A 12979-nucleotide genomic window follows, 5' to 3' on the forward strand; every position below is an offset into this window, starting at 1 on the left:
AGAACGCGGCTGGAAGGTCGTGGGGTCGAGTCGGGGCGACAGGAGTTGAACCTGCGACCTCCCGCTCCCAAAGCGGGCGCTCTACCAAGCTGAGCTACGCCCCGGGGAATCCGCACGCAGATTCAGCCCCACCGAGTCTAACGGACAGGAGCATGCCCGACCGTCCGCTATGATCGATGGAGTCCGGACTCCGGTTCCGGGGGTGTAGCTCAATGGTAGAGTCTCAGTCTTCCAAACTGATTGCGCGGGTTCGATTCCCGTCACCCCCTCCACGTCGTCACCTCGGTCGAATACGCTGACAGGATCAGCTCCCGACCGGAAGGCCTGCCGAGATGAGCGCCTCGTGACCGCCCCTCCGCCGTCGGTTGCCGCGACCGCCATGGTGCCGGCTCCGGGTGGGCATCGCCTCCCGGCCGTCCTCTCCTCGCCGTCCAGCGTGCCCCGGCCGCCGCGCGACCGGCGATCGCTCAGGGGCGTCCTCGCCGGCACCGTCGGCACGGTCGCGGTGTTGACGGGTCTCGGCATCACGCAGCTCGTCGCGAACCAGGGATACGACGAGGCCGCCAGCGGGGTCGAGGACGCCACCCGATCGGTGACCGCCCAGCAGACGGAACTCCGGCAGCGGACCGCCGATCTGATCGCGGCGACGGATGCCGGCCACATCATCATCGACACCGGCGCGCCCGCCCTCGCCGTCCCCGACGACCTCTGGGCGGCCCTGGACTCCGCCGTGGCGGAGGGCGAGACCACCGGCAGCGAGGCCGAGGACGTCCTCGCGACGCGGCTCCCGGCCGACGAGACGAAACCCGGCTGGTTCTGGGACCTCTTCGCCGCGACGAGCCGTCTCGCCGAGGACCAGAGCATCCTGCGCGACGTCGCCGAGTCGATGGACAGCGCCTCCGCGTCCGCCGCCGCGAGCGTGGACGCGGTGCGGACGACCGGCGTGTCCGTGCTCACCGCCGCGGCCGAGGCCGCGGGCGCCTTCGAGACCGCGCATCCGTCCACTCGCAATGCCGCCGTGATCGCTCTGCGCGGAGCCGCATCCGACGCTCTCGCCGTCACCGAGGTCGACGATGCGGCCGCGGCCGCCTATGTCGCCCTGCAGCAGGCCGCCACCGAGGTCGTCTCCGCGGAGAACGCGGAGCTCGCGGAGAAGGCCGGTCCGCTGCAGAACGCCCGCCTCGAGGTGGAGGCGTTCGCGCGGTCTCTCGCGCCCGGCGTCCTGCTGGAATTCGACTGGGCCCCGCTCGTCAACGGCGCCGGGTACAACGGCAGCATGGGCGGGTACACCACCTGGTGGTGGGACGATCCGGGGCGCGCGGTCATCCAGCTGTCGGACTCGGTGGCGGAGCAGTGGCCCGCCGAACGCAGCCGCGCGCTCGTCGCCCATGAGGTGGGCCATGCCATCAGCGTCAAGTGCGAGGGCATGTACGACTCGTCCACCCAGGACAGCATCGAGAAGTGGGCGACGGCCTGGGCGATCAGCATGGGCTTCACCGACGATGCGAACGGGGTCTGGGCCTACGGGTATCCCCCGCAGAACTACATCGACGCGGCGGCCGGCTGCCGCTGAGACGGAAGAAGCCGCCGTGGTCACCACGGCGGCTTCTCCTCTCGCTCAGTCGGCGGTCACTGACCCCGACGCTCGCGAAGCTGGGTGAGGGCGTCCTCCAGGAGCTGGACGGCCTCCTCGTCCGTGCGACGCTCCTTCACGTAGGCCAGGTGCGTCTTGTACGGCTCGGCCTTGGCGACGGCAGGAGGGTTCTCCTTGTCGCGCCCGGCCGGAAGACCGGACTGCGGGTGATCGATGATCTCCGGGATCTCCTCCTCGGGGAGACCGGCGGCGAAGTAGCGGACCGTCTCATTGCCGAGACCGTCCCAGTACGACACCGCGATGCGGTCGGCGTGGTAGCCGTGGTCCTGCTCCCCCATGGGACCGGAACCGACACGGGTACCGCGGATCGCGTTTCCACCGGTAGCCATCAGATCACCTCGAACTTCGTGATGAGGCCGAGCGCCACGATGGCGATGAACCACGTGAGCGCCAGGACGACGGTGAAGCGGTTCAGATTCCGCTCCGCGAGCCCGGAGGAGCCGACCGCAGTGGTCATGCCGCCGCCGAACATGTCGGACAGGCCGCCACCGCGACCCTTGTGCAAGAGGATGAGGAGAGTCAGCAGGACGCTGGTGATGCCCAGCACGACCTGCAGGACGAACTCGAGAATTGCCACGGAAAGAGCCTTTCGCTGGGGCCGGAGCGCCCCCGTAACGGTCAAGTATACGGTGCAGCGGGGCCGGAGCCCCGCCGCACTCACACGCCGACGTGCTTCTCGAAGCGGATGATCGCCGCGAACTCGTCGACGACGAGGCTCGCGCCGCCGACCAGAGCGCCGTCCACGTCAGGCTCGCGCATGAAGCTGGCGATGTTCGCCGCCTTGACCGATCCGCCGTAGAGGATGCGGGTGCGGGCCGCCGCCTCGTCGCCGAGGACCTTCGCGATCACACCGCGGAGCGCCGCGCAGACGTCCTGCGCCTGCTGCGGGGTGGCCGCCTGGCCCGACCCGATGGCCCAGACGGGCTCGTACGCCACGACGATGTCGGCCGACGGGGAGACGCCCTGGAGCGCGGCCTCGAGCTGTCCGGCCGGAACCGCGCTGGCACCGAACTTCTCCAGGTCCTCCGCCGTCTCGCCCACGCAGATCACCGGGGAGAGGCCGTGCTTGAGCGCAGCCTTCACCTTGCCGGCCACGATCTCGTCGGACTCGGCGTGGTACTCGCGACGCTCGGAGTGGCCGATGATGACGTACTTCGCGTCGAGCTTCGCCAGGAACGCCCCGGAGATCTCGCCGGTGTACGCACCGGAGTCGTGCGCCGAGACGTCCTGCGCACCGAACGCGAACGGGATCTTGTCCGCGTCGATCAGCGTCTGCACGCTGCGGATGTCGGTGAAGGGCGGGAAGACCGCCACCTCCACGGACCCGTCCTCGTGCTTGGCGTCCTTCAGCGTCCAGTGCAGCTTCTGCACGAACGCCACCGCCTGCAGGTGATCCAGGTTCATCTTCCAGTTGCCCGCGATCAGCGGGGTACGGGAGCTCACGCCCATCCGAGGACCTCCAGCCCAGGTAGTTTCTTGCCCTCGAGGAATTCGAGGCTCGCGCCGCCGCCGGTCGAGATGTGCCCGAACTGATCGTCGGTGAATCCGAGCTGGCGGACGGCCGCGGCGGAGTCGCCGCCGCCGACCACGCTGAGGCCGTCGACCTCGGTCAGTGCCTGCGCGACCGCCTTGGTTCCCGCGGCGAAGGCCGGGAACTCGAACACGCCCATCGGGCCGTTCCAGAACACCGTCTTCGATCCGCGGATGACCTCGGCGAAGCGCGCGGCGGTCTCCGGTCCGATGTCGAGGCCGATGCCCGACGAGCCGAATGCCGTCTCCTCGATCGCGTCCGCGGCGGCCACCTCGTGGTCCGCGTCCGCACCGAAGGAGGCGGCGACGACCACGTCGGTCGGGAGCACGAGCTCCACGCCGCGCTCGGCCGCCTCGGCGATGTAGCCGCGCACGGTCTCGAGCTGGTCCTCCTCGAGGAGACTCGACGCGACGGCGTGCCCCTGCGCTTTCAGGAAGGTGAAGAGCATGCCGCCGCCGACGAGGATGCGGTCCACCCGCGGCAGCAGGTGCGAGATGACTCCGAGCTTGTCGCTCACCTTGGACCCGCCGAGCACCACCGCGTACGGCCGCTCCGGGTTCTCCGTGAGGCGATCGAGCACATCGAGCTCGGTCGCGATCAGGAGCCCCGCCGACGAGGGCAGCAGCTTCGCGAGGTCGTAGACGCTCGCCTGCTTGCGGTGTACGACGCCGAAGCCGTCGGAGACGAGCACGTCGCCGAGCTCCGCGAGCTGCGCCGCGAAGGCACCGCGCTCGGTATCGTCCTTCGACGTCTCCCCCGGGTTGAACCGGAGGTTCTCGATCACGACGACCTGACCGTTCTCGAGGGACGCCACGGCGTCCTTCGCGGCCTCGCCCACGGTGTCGCCGGCGAAGGCGACCGGGGCGCCGAGCAGCTCGGACAGCCGCTGGGCGACCGGCTCGAGGCTGTACTGCGGGTCGGGCGCGCCGTCGGGGCGGCCGAGGTGCGAGCAGACGACGACGCGGGCGCCCGCGTCGATGAGGGTCTTCAGGGTCGGCAGCGAGGCGCGGACACGGCCATCGTCCGTGATGACCCCGTCCCGCAGGGGGACGTTCAGATCACAACGGACGATGACGCGCTTGCCCTCGAGCGAACCCAGTGAGTCCAGGGTGCGCAGAGTCATGTGTCGGAGCTCAGATGCGCTCGGCGACGTACTCGGTCAGGTCGACGAGACGGTTGGAGTAGCCCCACTCGTTGTCGTACCAGCTCGAGACCTTGATCAGGTTGCCGCTGACGTTGGTGAGCGTGGAGTCGAAGATCGACGAGTGCGGGTTGTGCACGATGTCGCTCGACACGATCGGGTCCTCGTTGTACTGCAGGTACCCGGCCAGACGCCCCTCGGCCGCAGCCTTCTTGTAGGCCTCGTTGACCTCGTCCACCGTGAGGTTCTCGCGGTCCGTGATGAGCGTCAGGTCGACGATCGAGCCCGTGGGAACCGGCACGCGGTAGGAGGAACCGCTGAGCTTGCCGTTCAGCTCCGGGAGGACGAGGCCGATGGCCTTCGCGGCACCCGTCGAGGCCGGCGTGATGTTGATCGCGGCGGCGCGGGCGCGGCGGAGATCCTTGTGGGGACCGTCCTGCAGGTTCTGGTCGGCGGTGTAGGCGTGGGCCGTCATCATGAAGCCGCGGTCGATGCCGAAGGCGTCGTTGAACACCTTGGCCAGCGGCGCGAGGCAGTTCGTGGTGCAGGAGGCGTTGGAGATGATGTGGTCCGTCTCCGGGTTGTACGTCTCCTCGTTCACGCCCATGACGATGGTGCGGTCGTCACCCGTGGCCGGAGCCGAGATGAGGACCTTCTTCGCACCGGCGTCGATGTGCTTGCGCGCGGCGTCGGCGTTGGTGAAGAAGCCGGTCGACTCGATGACGATGTCCACGCCCAGCTCGCCCCACGGGAGGTTGGCGGGGTCACGCTCTGCGAAGGCCTTGATCTCCTTGCCGTCGACGTGATGCTGTCGTCGTCGTACGTGATCTCGGCGTCGAGGACGCCGCTGACCGAGTCGTACTTCAGCAGGTGTGCCAGGGTCTTGTTGTCGGTGAGGTCGTTGACCGCGACGATCTCAAGGTCTGCTCCCTGCGCGAGAGCTGCGCGGAAGTAGTTGCGTCCGATGCGGCCGAAGCCGTTGATACCGATCTTGACAGACACTCAGGTCTCCCTGTTTCTCATGCGCCGAGCGCCGCCGTCGAGCGTGCGCGATGCGCGGGTTTTTTGGCTGAGATGGCGCCCCGACGAGCCGTGGGCCCGCCGGGACGCGACCCGATTACGACAGTACCAGCAGGCCGTTCGTCTGCTGACGGGCGACCTCGAGGCGCTGGGCGACGTTCTCCCAGTTGGCGATGTTCCACGCGGCCTTGACGTAGTCGGCCTTCACGTTGAGGTAGTCGAGGTAGAAGGCGTGCTCCCACATGTCCAGCTGGAACAGCGGGATGGTGCCCTGCGCGGTGTTCGACTGCTGGTCGAAGAGCTGCTGGATGATGAGGCGCGAGCCGATCGAGTCCCAGCTCAGGACGGCCCAGCCGGAACCCTGGATCCCGGTGGCGGCGGCGGTGAAGTGCGCCTGGAACTTCTCGAAGGAGCCGAAGTACTCGTCGATGGCCGCCTTGAGCTCGCCCTCGGGCTGGCCGCCGCCGTTCGGCGAGAGGTTGGTCCAGAAGATCGAGTGGTTGACGTGGCCGCCGAGGTTGAACGCGAGGTCCTTCTCGAGCTTGTTCACATTCGCGAGGTTGCCGCTCTCGCGGGCCTCGGCCAGCTGCTCCAGGGCGGTGTTGGCGCCCGCGACGTAGGTCGCGTGGTGCTTGTCGTGGTGCAGCTCCATGATCTTGCCGCTGATGTGCGGCTCGAGAGCGGCGAAGTCGTAGGGAAGGTCGGGGAGCGTGTAGGTTGCCATATCGCATTCATCCAATCCGCGCCGCGCCGCGGCGCTTGCCGATGCTCCGCGTCGCCGATGTGCGACGGAGAGCGGACGACTTTCATCCTACTGACGACAACGCCTCGGGTGTCCGGATCCTTCCGGGGGTTGACACGCCGTCCAGGGCGGCGTCACCCGAGTCAGACGTCGAGACCGGCGGGGACGGCGGCCTCGGTCCCCGGGATGCCCTCCTGCTGCGCGCGCTTGTCCGCCATCGCCAGCAGGCGGCGGATGCGGCCGGCCACGGCGTCCTTCGTGAGCGGAGGGTCGGCGTGGTGACCGAGCTCGTCGAGGCTGGCGTCGCGGTGTGCGAGGCGGAGCTCGCCGGCGACACGGAGGTGGTCGGGCACCTCGTCGGCCAGGATCTCGAGAGCGCGCTCGACCCGGGCGCATGCCGCCACGGCGGCCTGCGCGGAACGGCGGAGGTTCGCGTCGTCGAAGTTGACGAGACGGTTGACGCCGGCGCGCACCTCGCGGCGCTGTCGCAGCTCCTCCCACGCGAGAGCGGTGCGCTGGGCGCCCATCTCGCTGAGGATGGTGCGGATCGCCTCCCCTTCGCGCACGACGACGCGGGGAAGCCCGCGGACCTCGCGCGCCTTCGCGGCGACACCGAGGCGGTGGGCGGCACCCACGAGCGCCATGGCGGCCTCGGACGACGGGCAGGCGACCTCGAGCATCGCGGAGCGGCCCGGCTCGCTCAGCGAACCCGCGGCGAGGAAGGCCCCGCGCCAGAGGCCGGCGATCTCCGCACGGGACCCCGTGGTGAGGCGGTTCGGCAGTCCGCGGACCGGGCGGCGACGCTGGTCGAGCAGTCCGGTCTGGCGGGCCAGGGTCTCCCCCTGCGCGATGACGCGGACGGCCCAGCGGGCGCCGTCGTTGGCGGTGCTCGACTGCACCTGGGCGATCTCCGGGCGGACGCCGTAGATCTCGGCGAGGTCGCGGGCCACACGGCGGGCGAGGGTCTCGGCATCGACCTCCGCTTCCACCGCCACACGGCCGGCGATGGAGTGCAGACCACCGGCGAACCGGAGGATGGCCGTCACCTCAGCGACGCGCACCGTCGGGGGTGCATTGCGGATGCTGACGAGCTCAGCCTTGACGTCGGTGGTTAGTGCCACGAGACTCCTTCACGTTCACGCGCCGGGTCGCGACGCAAACCTCCAGCTTACTCGCTCGGGGGCCTATTCCCTGCCGAGGTCACGGTGGCGGACGTTGACCGCGACGCCCGGGATTCCCGCCAGTCGACGGGCGAGCTCCTCGGACATGGCGACCGAACGGTGCTTGCCGCCCGTGCACCCGATGGCGATCGTGGAGTGGCTCTTGTTCTCGCGCTGATACCCCTCGAGGACGGGCACGAGAGCCTTCGCGTAGGCGTCGAGGAACTCCTCCGCGCCGTCCCGGGAGAGCACGTACTCCCGCACGGTCTCGTCCTGCCCGGTGAGACCGCGCAGGTCCTCGTTCCAATACGGGTTCGGGAGGAAGCGCATGTCGGCCACGACGTCGACGTCGGTGGGCAGCCCGTACTTGAAGCCGAAGCTGAGCAGGGTGACCCGGTGCCGCGCCTCGCCCTCCTCCGAGAAGATGTCCGAGACCTTGGTCGCGAGCTGGTGGATGTTCAACGCCGAGGTGTCGATCACCAGATCCGCGGCCTCGCGGATCGGGGCGAGCCGGGCGCGCTCGGTCCGGATGCCGTCGAGGAGGGTGCCGTCGCCCTGAAGCGGATGCGGGCGCCGTACGGCCTCGAAGCGACGGACGAGGACGTCGTCCGAGGCGTCCAGGAAGAGCACGCGGATGGATCCCCTGGTGCGCAGCACGCGAGCGACACCCGGGAAGTCGTCGAAGAGGTTGCGGCCGCGCACGTCGACCACCGCCGCGACCTTCGGCAGCGCGTCGCCCCCCATGCCGGTGAGATCGAGCAGCGGTCGGAGGATCTGCGGCGGCAGGTTGTCGACGACGTACCAGCTGAGATCCTCCAGCGCGTTCGCCACCGTGGTCCGACCCGCGCCGGACATCCCGGTGACGATGAGGAATTCGCCCTGTTCCCCGTCAGACATCGCTCACTGCTCCTTCTCCCCCTCGGCCTCCCAGCCTAGCGAGTGGACAGGTGCGTATGGATGTTCTGGGCGAGCACCGGACCGATCCCCTGGACCTCCTGGATCTGCTGCGGTTCCGCGGCACGCAGCGCGGTGACCGACCCGAAGTGCTTGAGGAGGACCTTGATCCGCGAGGCCCCGAGACCAGGGACCTCGGCGAGCACCGTGGTGATGTCCTTCTTGCGCTTCTTGCGCTGGTGCGTGATGGCGAACCGATGCGCCTCGTCGCGAAGACGCTGGAGCAGGTAGAGGGATTCGCTGGTCCGCGGCAGGATGACCGGGAAGTCGTCTCCCGGCAACCAGATCTCCTCCAGACGCTTGGCGATGCCGCAGACCGCGATCTCCGTGTGTCCGGCGTCGCGCAGTGCTCGCGCGGCGGCTTCGACCTGCGGCTGACCGCCGTCCACGAGCAGCAGCTGCGGCGGGTAGGCGAACCGGGGCTTCCGGCGCACCCCCGCCTCGCCGACGTCTTCCGCCACCACCTCGTCGGTGGTGGGGTCGACGGTCTCCTGCTCTTCCGGGCGGTCGAGGTAGGCGAGCCGTCGCCGCAGCACCTGGTACATGGAGTCGGTGTCGTCGGTGGTCTCCGCGATGTTGAAGGTGCGGTACTGGTCCTTGCGCGGCAGCCCGTCCTCGAACACGACCATGGATGCCACCACGTTGGTGCCGCCGAGGTGCGAGATGTCGAAGCACTCGATCCGGAGCGGTGCCTCCTCCATCCCCAGCGCCTCCTGGAGATCGGTGAGCGCCTGCGTGCGCGCGACGTAGTCGCTCGTCCGACGCGTCTTGTGCCTGATCAGCGCCTGCTGGGCGTTCAGGGTGGCCGTGCGCATGAGGTCGGCGCGCTGGCCGCGATGCGCCACGGCGATCTCGACCTTCCGGCCCCGGCGCTCGCGCAGCCACACCTCCAGCTCGGAGGCGTCGTCGGGAAGCACCGGGACGAGGATGCGGCGCGGCACGTCCTGGGCCTCGCCGTACGCCTGCTGGAGGACCTGCTCCACGAGCTCCCCACCCGTGATGTCGATCTCCTTCTCGATCGTCAGGGCCCGGACGCCTCGAACGCGTCCGCCGCGGATGACGAAGTGCTGCACGGCGGCGGCGAGCTCGTCCTCCGCGATGCCGAACAGGTCGGCGTCCTCGTCGGCCGGGAGCACGAGGGCGCTCTTGCCGAGCACGGCCTCGATCGCCGAGAGCTTGTCACGGTATTTCGCGGCCGCCTCGTAGTCCATGGCCGCCGACGCCGCGAGCATGCGCTGCGTGAGCTCGCGGGTGAAGCGTTCGTCACCGCCCGCCATGAATGCGACGAAGTCGTCGACCATGGCGCGATGCTCCTCGATCGACACCGTCATCGAACACGGCCCGCCGCACTTGCCGATCTGCCCGGGGAAGCACGGACGCCCCGTCTGCATCGCCCGCTTGTAACTGGCGTCGCTGCACGTGCGGATCGGGAACGCCTTGATCATCAGGTCGATGGTCTCGTGCACCGCCCAGACCTTCGGGTACGGACCGAAGTAGCGGGCCCCGGGGATCTTCCGGTTGCGGGTGACCAGCACACGCGGCGCCTCGTCCCCGAGCGTCACCGCCATGAACGGGTACGACTTGTCGTCCCGGTACTTGACGTTGAACGGCGGATCGAACTCCTTGATCCACATGTACTCGAGCTGGAGGGAGTCGACGTCGGTGGGCACGACGGTCCACTCCACCGACGCCGCCGTCGTCACCATCCGGCGCGTGCGCTCATGCAGCGTCCGCAGCGGAGCGAAGTAGTTCGACAGCCGCTGACGGAGGTTCTTCGCCTTCCCGACGTACAGCACCCGGCCGTTGGCGTCGCGGAACCGGTACACCCCCGGGTCGGTCGGGATCTCGCCCGCCCGGGGCTTGTACGGCAGCACGTCGGCCATCAGCTGGCCTTCCGCGCGGAGCGCCCCTCACCCAGGATCTCGGCGAGGAACTGGCCGGTGTGGCTCTCCTCGACCCGCGCGATCTGCTCCGGCGTGCCGGTGGCGAGGATCGTGCCGCCGCCGGAACCGCCCTCCGGACCCAGGTCGATCACCCAGTCGGCCGACTTGATCACGTCGAGGTTGTGCTCGATCACGATGACCGTGTTGCCCTTGTCGACCAGACCGTTCAGCACCTCGAGGAGCTTGCGCACGTCTTCGAAGTGCAGACCCGTCGTCGGCTCGTCGAGCACGTAGATGCTCCGGCCGTTGCTGCGACGCTGGAGCTCGGTCGCGAGCTTCACGCGCTGCGCCTCACCGCCCGACAGCGTCGTCGCCGACTGCCCGAGGCGCACGTATCCCAGCCCCACGTCGACCAGGGTCTTCATGTAGCGGTGGATGGCCTGGATCGGCTCGAAGAACTCGGCCGCCTCCTCGATGGGCATCTCCAGCACCTCGGCGATGTTCTTGCCCTTGTAGTGCACGGCGAGGGTGTCGCGGTTGTACCGCTTGCCGTGGCACACCTCGCAGTCCACGTACACGTCCGGGAGGAAGTTCATCTCGATCTTGATCGTGCCGTCGCCCGAGCACGCCTCGCAGCGTCCGCCCTTGACGTTGAAGCTGAACCGGCCCGGCTGATAGCCGCGGACCTTCGCCTCGGGCGTCTCGCTGAAGAGCGTGCGGATGCGGTCGAAGACACCGGTGTAGGTCGCCGGGTTCGATCGCGGGGTGCGGCCGATCGGCGCCTGGTCGACGTGCACGACCTTGTCGAGGTTGTCGAGCCCGGTCACGCGCGTGTGCTTGCCCGGCACCGTCCGCGCCCCGTTGAGCCGCGACGCGAGCACCTGATACAGGATGTCGTTCACGAGGGACGACTTCCCGGATCCGCTGACGCCGGTGACCGCGGTCAGCACGCCGAGCGGGAAGTCGGCCGTGACATTGCGGAGGTTGTTGGCGCGGGCGCCGACGACGCTGAGCATGCGCTTCTTGTCGATCTTGCGGCGCTTCGCCGGCATCGGGATCTCCCGACGGCCCGAGAGGTAGTCCCCGGTCATCGATTCGGTGTCGGCGAGCAGCGCCGAGTAGGGCCCGGAGTGGACCACGGCACCGCCGTTCACGCCGGCCCCCGGGCCGATGTCGACGACCCAGTCCGCGGCCTCGATGGTCTCCTCGTCGTGCTCGACGACGATCAGGGTGTTCCCGAGGTCGCGCAGCGTGAGCAGCGTCTCGATGAGCCGGCGGTTGTCGCGCTGGTGCAGTCCGATCGACGGTTCGTCGAGGACGTAGAGCACGCCGGTGAGACCGGAGCCGATCTGCGTGGCGAGGCGGATGCGCTGGGCCTCGCCTCCCGACAGCGAGCCGGCCGAACGGCTGAGGTTGAGGTAGGACAGACCGACCTGGAGGAGGAAGTCGAGGCGCAGGCGGATCTCACGGAGCACCTGCGCGGCGATCTTGGCCTCGCGGTCGGTGAGGTGCAGCTTCTCCATGAAGGCCCGGGCGTCGGCCAGGCTCAGGTGGGAGACCTCGGCGATGGAGTGACCGTGCACCTGCACGGCCAGCACCTCGGGCTTGAGACGGTCGCCGTTGCAGACCGGGCACGGGACCTCGCGGAGGTACTCGCCCCACCGGCTGCGCTGGGTGTCGGACTCGGCCTGCAGGTACTGCCGCTCGATGTACGGCACCACGCCCTCGAAACCGGAGGCGTAGCGCATCTCACGGCCGTAGCGGTTCTTCCACTTGACGGTGACCTTGTAGTTCTCTCCGCGCAGGACTGCTTCCTTGACGTCGGAGTGCAGTTCGCGCCACGGGGTGTCGAGGGAGAAGTCGAGGTCGCGGGAGAGTCCTTCGAGCAGGCGCTCGTAGTACTGGAAGAGCCCCTTGCCCTGCGTGGTCCACGGGATGATGACGCCCTCGCGGATCGAGAGGTCTTCGTCGCCGAGCATCAGATCGACGTCCACCGACATGCGGGTGCCGAGGCCCGAGCAGGCGGGGCAGGCACCGAACGGCGCGTTGAAGGAGAACGTGCGCGGCTCGATCTCGGTGAGGGTGAGCGCGTGGCCGTTCGGGCACGCGAGCTTCTCCGAGAACGTCTGCCAGGCGTCGTCGCCCTCGCCGTCCACGTAGTTGATCTGCACGACCCCACCGGCGAGACCGAGAGCGGTCTCCACCGAGTCGGTCACGCGTCCGAGGATGTCGGGCGAGGCGACGAGGCGGTCGACGACCACCGCGATGTCGTGCTTGTAGCTCTTCTTGAGCGTCGGAGGCTCGGCCAGCTGGATGAGCTCGCCGTCGACGATCGCCCGCGAGTAGCCCTTCGCCCCGAGCTCCCGGAACAGGTCGACGAACTCGCCCTTCTTCTGGGAGACGATCGGCGCGACCACCTGGTAGCGGGTGCGCTCCGGGAGCTCCATGAGCTGGTCGGCGATCTGCTGGACGGTCTGCCGCTGGATCTTCTCGCCGCACACCGGACAGTGCGGAACGCCGATACGCGCCCAGAGCAGACGCATGTAGTCGTAGATCTCGGTGATCGTGCCGACCGTCGACCGCGGGTTGCGGTTCGTCGACTTCTGATCGATCGACACCGCCGGGCTCAGCCCCTCGATGAAATCGACGTCCGGCCGGTCGACCTGACCGAGGAACTGCCGCGCGTAGGCGCTCAGCGACTCGACGTACCGGCGCTGCCCCTCGGCGAAGATCGTGTCGAAGGCGAGGCTCGACTTCCCCGATCCGGAGAGGCCGGTGAAGACCACCAGCGAGTCGCGGGGGATGTCGATGTCGACGTTCTTGAGATTGTGCACGCGGGCGCCGCGGACACTGAGTTTTCCTGGGGAAGCAACGGGGACGATGGGCACCGAACA

10 protein-coding genes, 2 tRNA genes and 1 pseudogene are annotated in these 12979 nt (G+C 68.8%); 2 read left to right on the forward strand and 11 right to left on the reverse strand.

The features are described from left to right. Positions 1-30: 30 nt before the first annotated feature. Positions 31-104 (reverse strand) — tRNA-Pro (locus AC2W7E_RS03265). 94 nt (positions 105-198) lie between these two features. Between AC2W7E_RS03265 and AC2W7E_RS03270 the strand changes: the two genes are divergently transcribed. Continuing rightward, positions 199-272: transfer RNA gene (locus tag AC2W7E_RS03270), tRNA-Gly, on the forward strand. Between the two features lie 71 nt (positions 273-343). Further along, positions 344-1573, forward strand: a complete 1230-nt coding sequence (locus AC2W7E_RS03275) for a hypothetical protein (protein WP_485988525.1) — start codon at positions 344-346, stop codon at positions 1571-1573. A 56-nt stretch (positions 1574-1629) separates the two neighbouring features. On the opposite strand, the gene AC2W7E_RS03280 is transcribed toward AC2W7E_RS03275, so the two are convergent. The 10 genes and pseudogenes from AC2W7E_RS03280 to uvrA form a co-directional block, all read right to left on the reverse strand. Then, positions 1630-1983 (reverse strand): RNA polymerase-binding protein RbpA, encoded by a 354-nt coding sequence (locus tag AC2W7E_RS03280; RefSeq protein WP_025105022.1) that lies wholly within the window; start codon positions 1981-1983, stop codon positions 1630-1632. Next, on the reverse strand, positions 1983-2231 hold the full coding sequence (gene secG, locus AC2W7E_RS03285; RefSeq protein ID WP_025105023.1) for a preprotein translocase subunit SecG: 249 nt from the start codon (positions 2229-2231) through the stop codon (positions 1983-1985). Before secG ends, AC2W7E_RS03280 begins: the two co-directional genes overlap by 1 nt. An 80-nt stretch (positions 2232-2311) precedes the next feature. After that, on the reverse strand, positions 2312-3103 hold the full coding sequence (gene tpiA, locus AC2W7E_RS03290; protein WP_025105024.1) for a triose-phosphate isomerase: 792 nt from the start codon (positions 3101-3103) through the stop codon (positions 2312-2314). Further along, entirely contained in the window at positions 3094-4308 is a 1215-nt protein-coding gene (locus tag AC2W7E_RS03295; protein ID WP_485988526.1) for a phosphoglycerate kinase, read from the reverse strand. The genes tpiA and AC2W7E_RS03295 overlap by 10 nt, the downstream gene beginning before the upstream one ends. Positions 4309-4318: 10 nt before the next feature. Continuing rightward, a pseudogene (gene gap, locus AC2W7E_RS03300) lies at positions 4319-5328 on the reverse strand (type I glyceraldehyde-3-phosphate dehydrogenase). A gap of 115 nt (positions 5329-5443) precedes the next feature. Further along, positions 5444-6070 carry a superoxide dismutase gene (locus tag AC2W7E_RS03305; protein ID WP_025105027.1) on the reverse strand — a complete coding sequence of 209 codons (627 nt, stop codon included), beginning with the start codon at positions 6068-6070 and terminating at the stop codon, positions 5444-5446. A 161-nt stretch (positions 6071-6231) separates the two neighbouring features. Beyond that, a complete protein-coding gene (gene whiA, locus AC2W7E_RS03310; RefSeq protein ID WP_025105028.1) occupies positions 6232-7209 on the reverse strand; it encodes a DNA-binding protein WhiA in 978 nt (325 codons plus the stop codon). Positions 7210-7272: 63 nt separating this feature from the next. Continuing rightward, the gene (rapZ, locus tag AC2W7E_RS03315; RefSeq protein ID WP_025105029.1) at positions 7273-8145 is read right to left on the reverse strand and encodes an RNase adapter RapZ; all 873 of its coding nucleotides are present in this window, start codon (positions 8143-8145) and stop codon (positions 7273-7275) included. Between the two features lie 35 nt (positions 8146-8180). Beyond that, on the reverse strand, positions 8181-10085 hold the full coding sequence (gene uvrC / locus AC2W7E_RS03320; protein ID WP_062766796.1) for an excinuclease ABC subunit UvrC: 1905 nt from the start codon (positions 10083-10085) through the stop codon (positions 8181-8183). Continuing rightward, complete coding sequence (gene uvrA, locus AC2W7E_RS03325) at positions 10085-12973, reverse strand: excinuclease ABC subunit UvrA (protein WP_025105031.1); 2889 nt, start codon at positions 12971-12973, stop codon at positions 10085-10087. Before uvrA ends, uvrC begins: the two co-directional genes overlap by 1 nt. Positions 12974-12979: the final 6 nt, after the last annotated feature.

The sequence above is a fragment of the Microbacterium sp. CFSPD4_SD4 genome, from assembly GCF_057364585.1.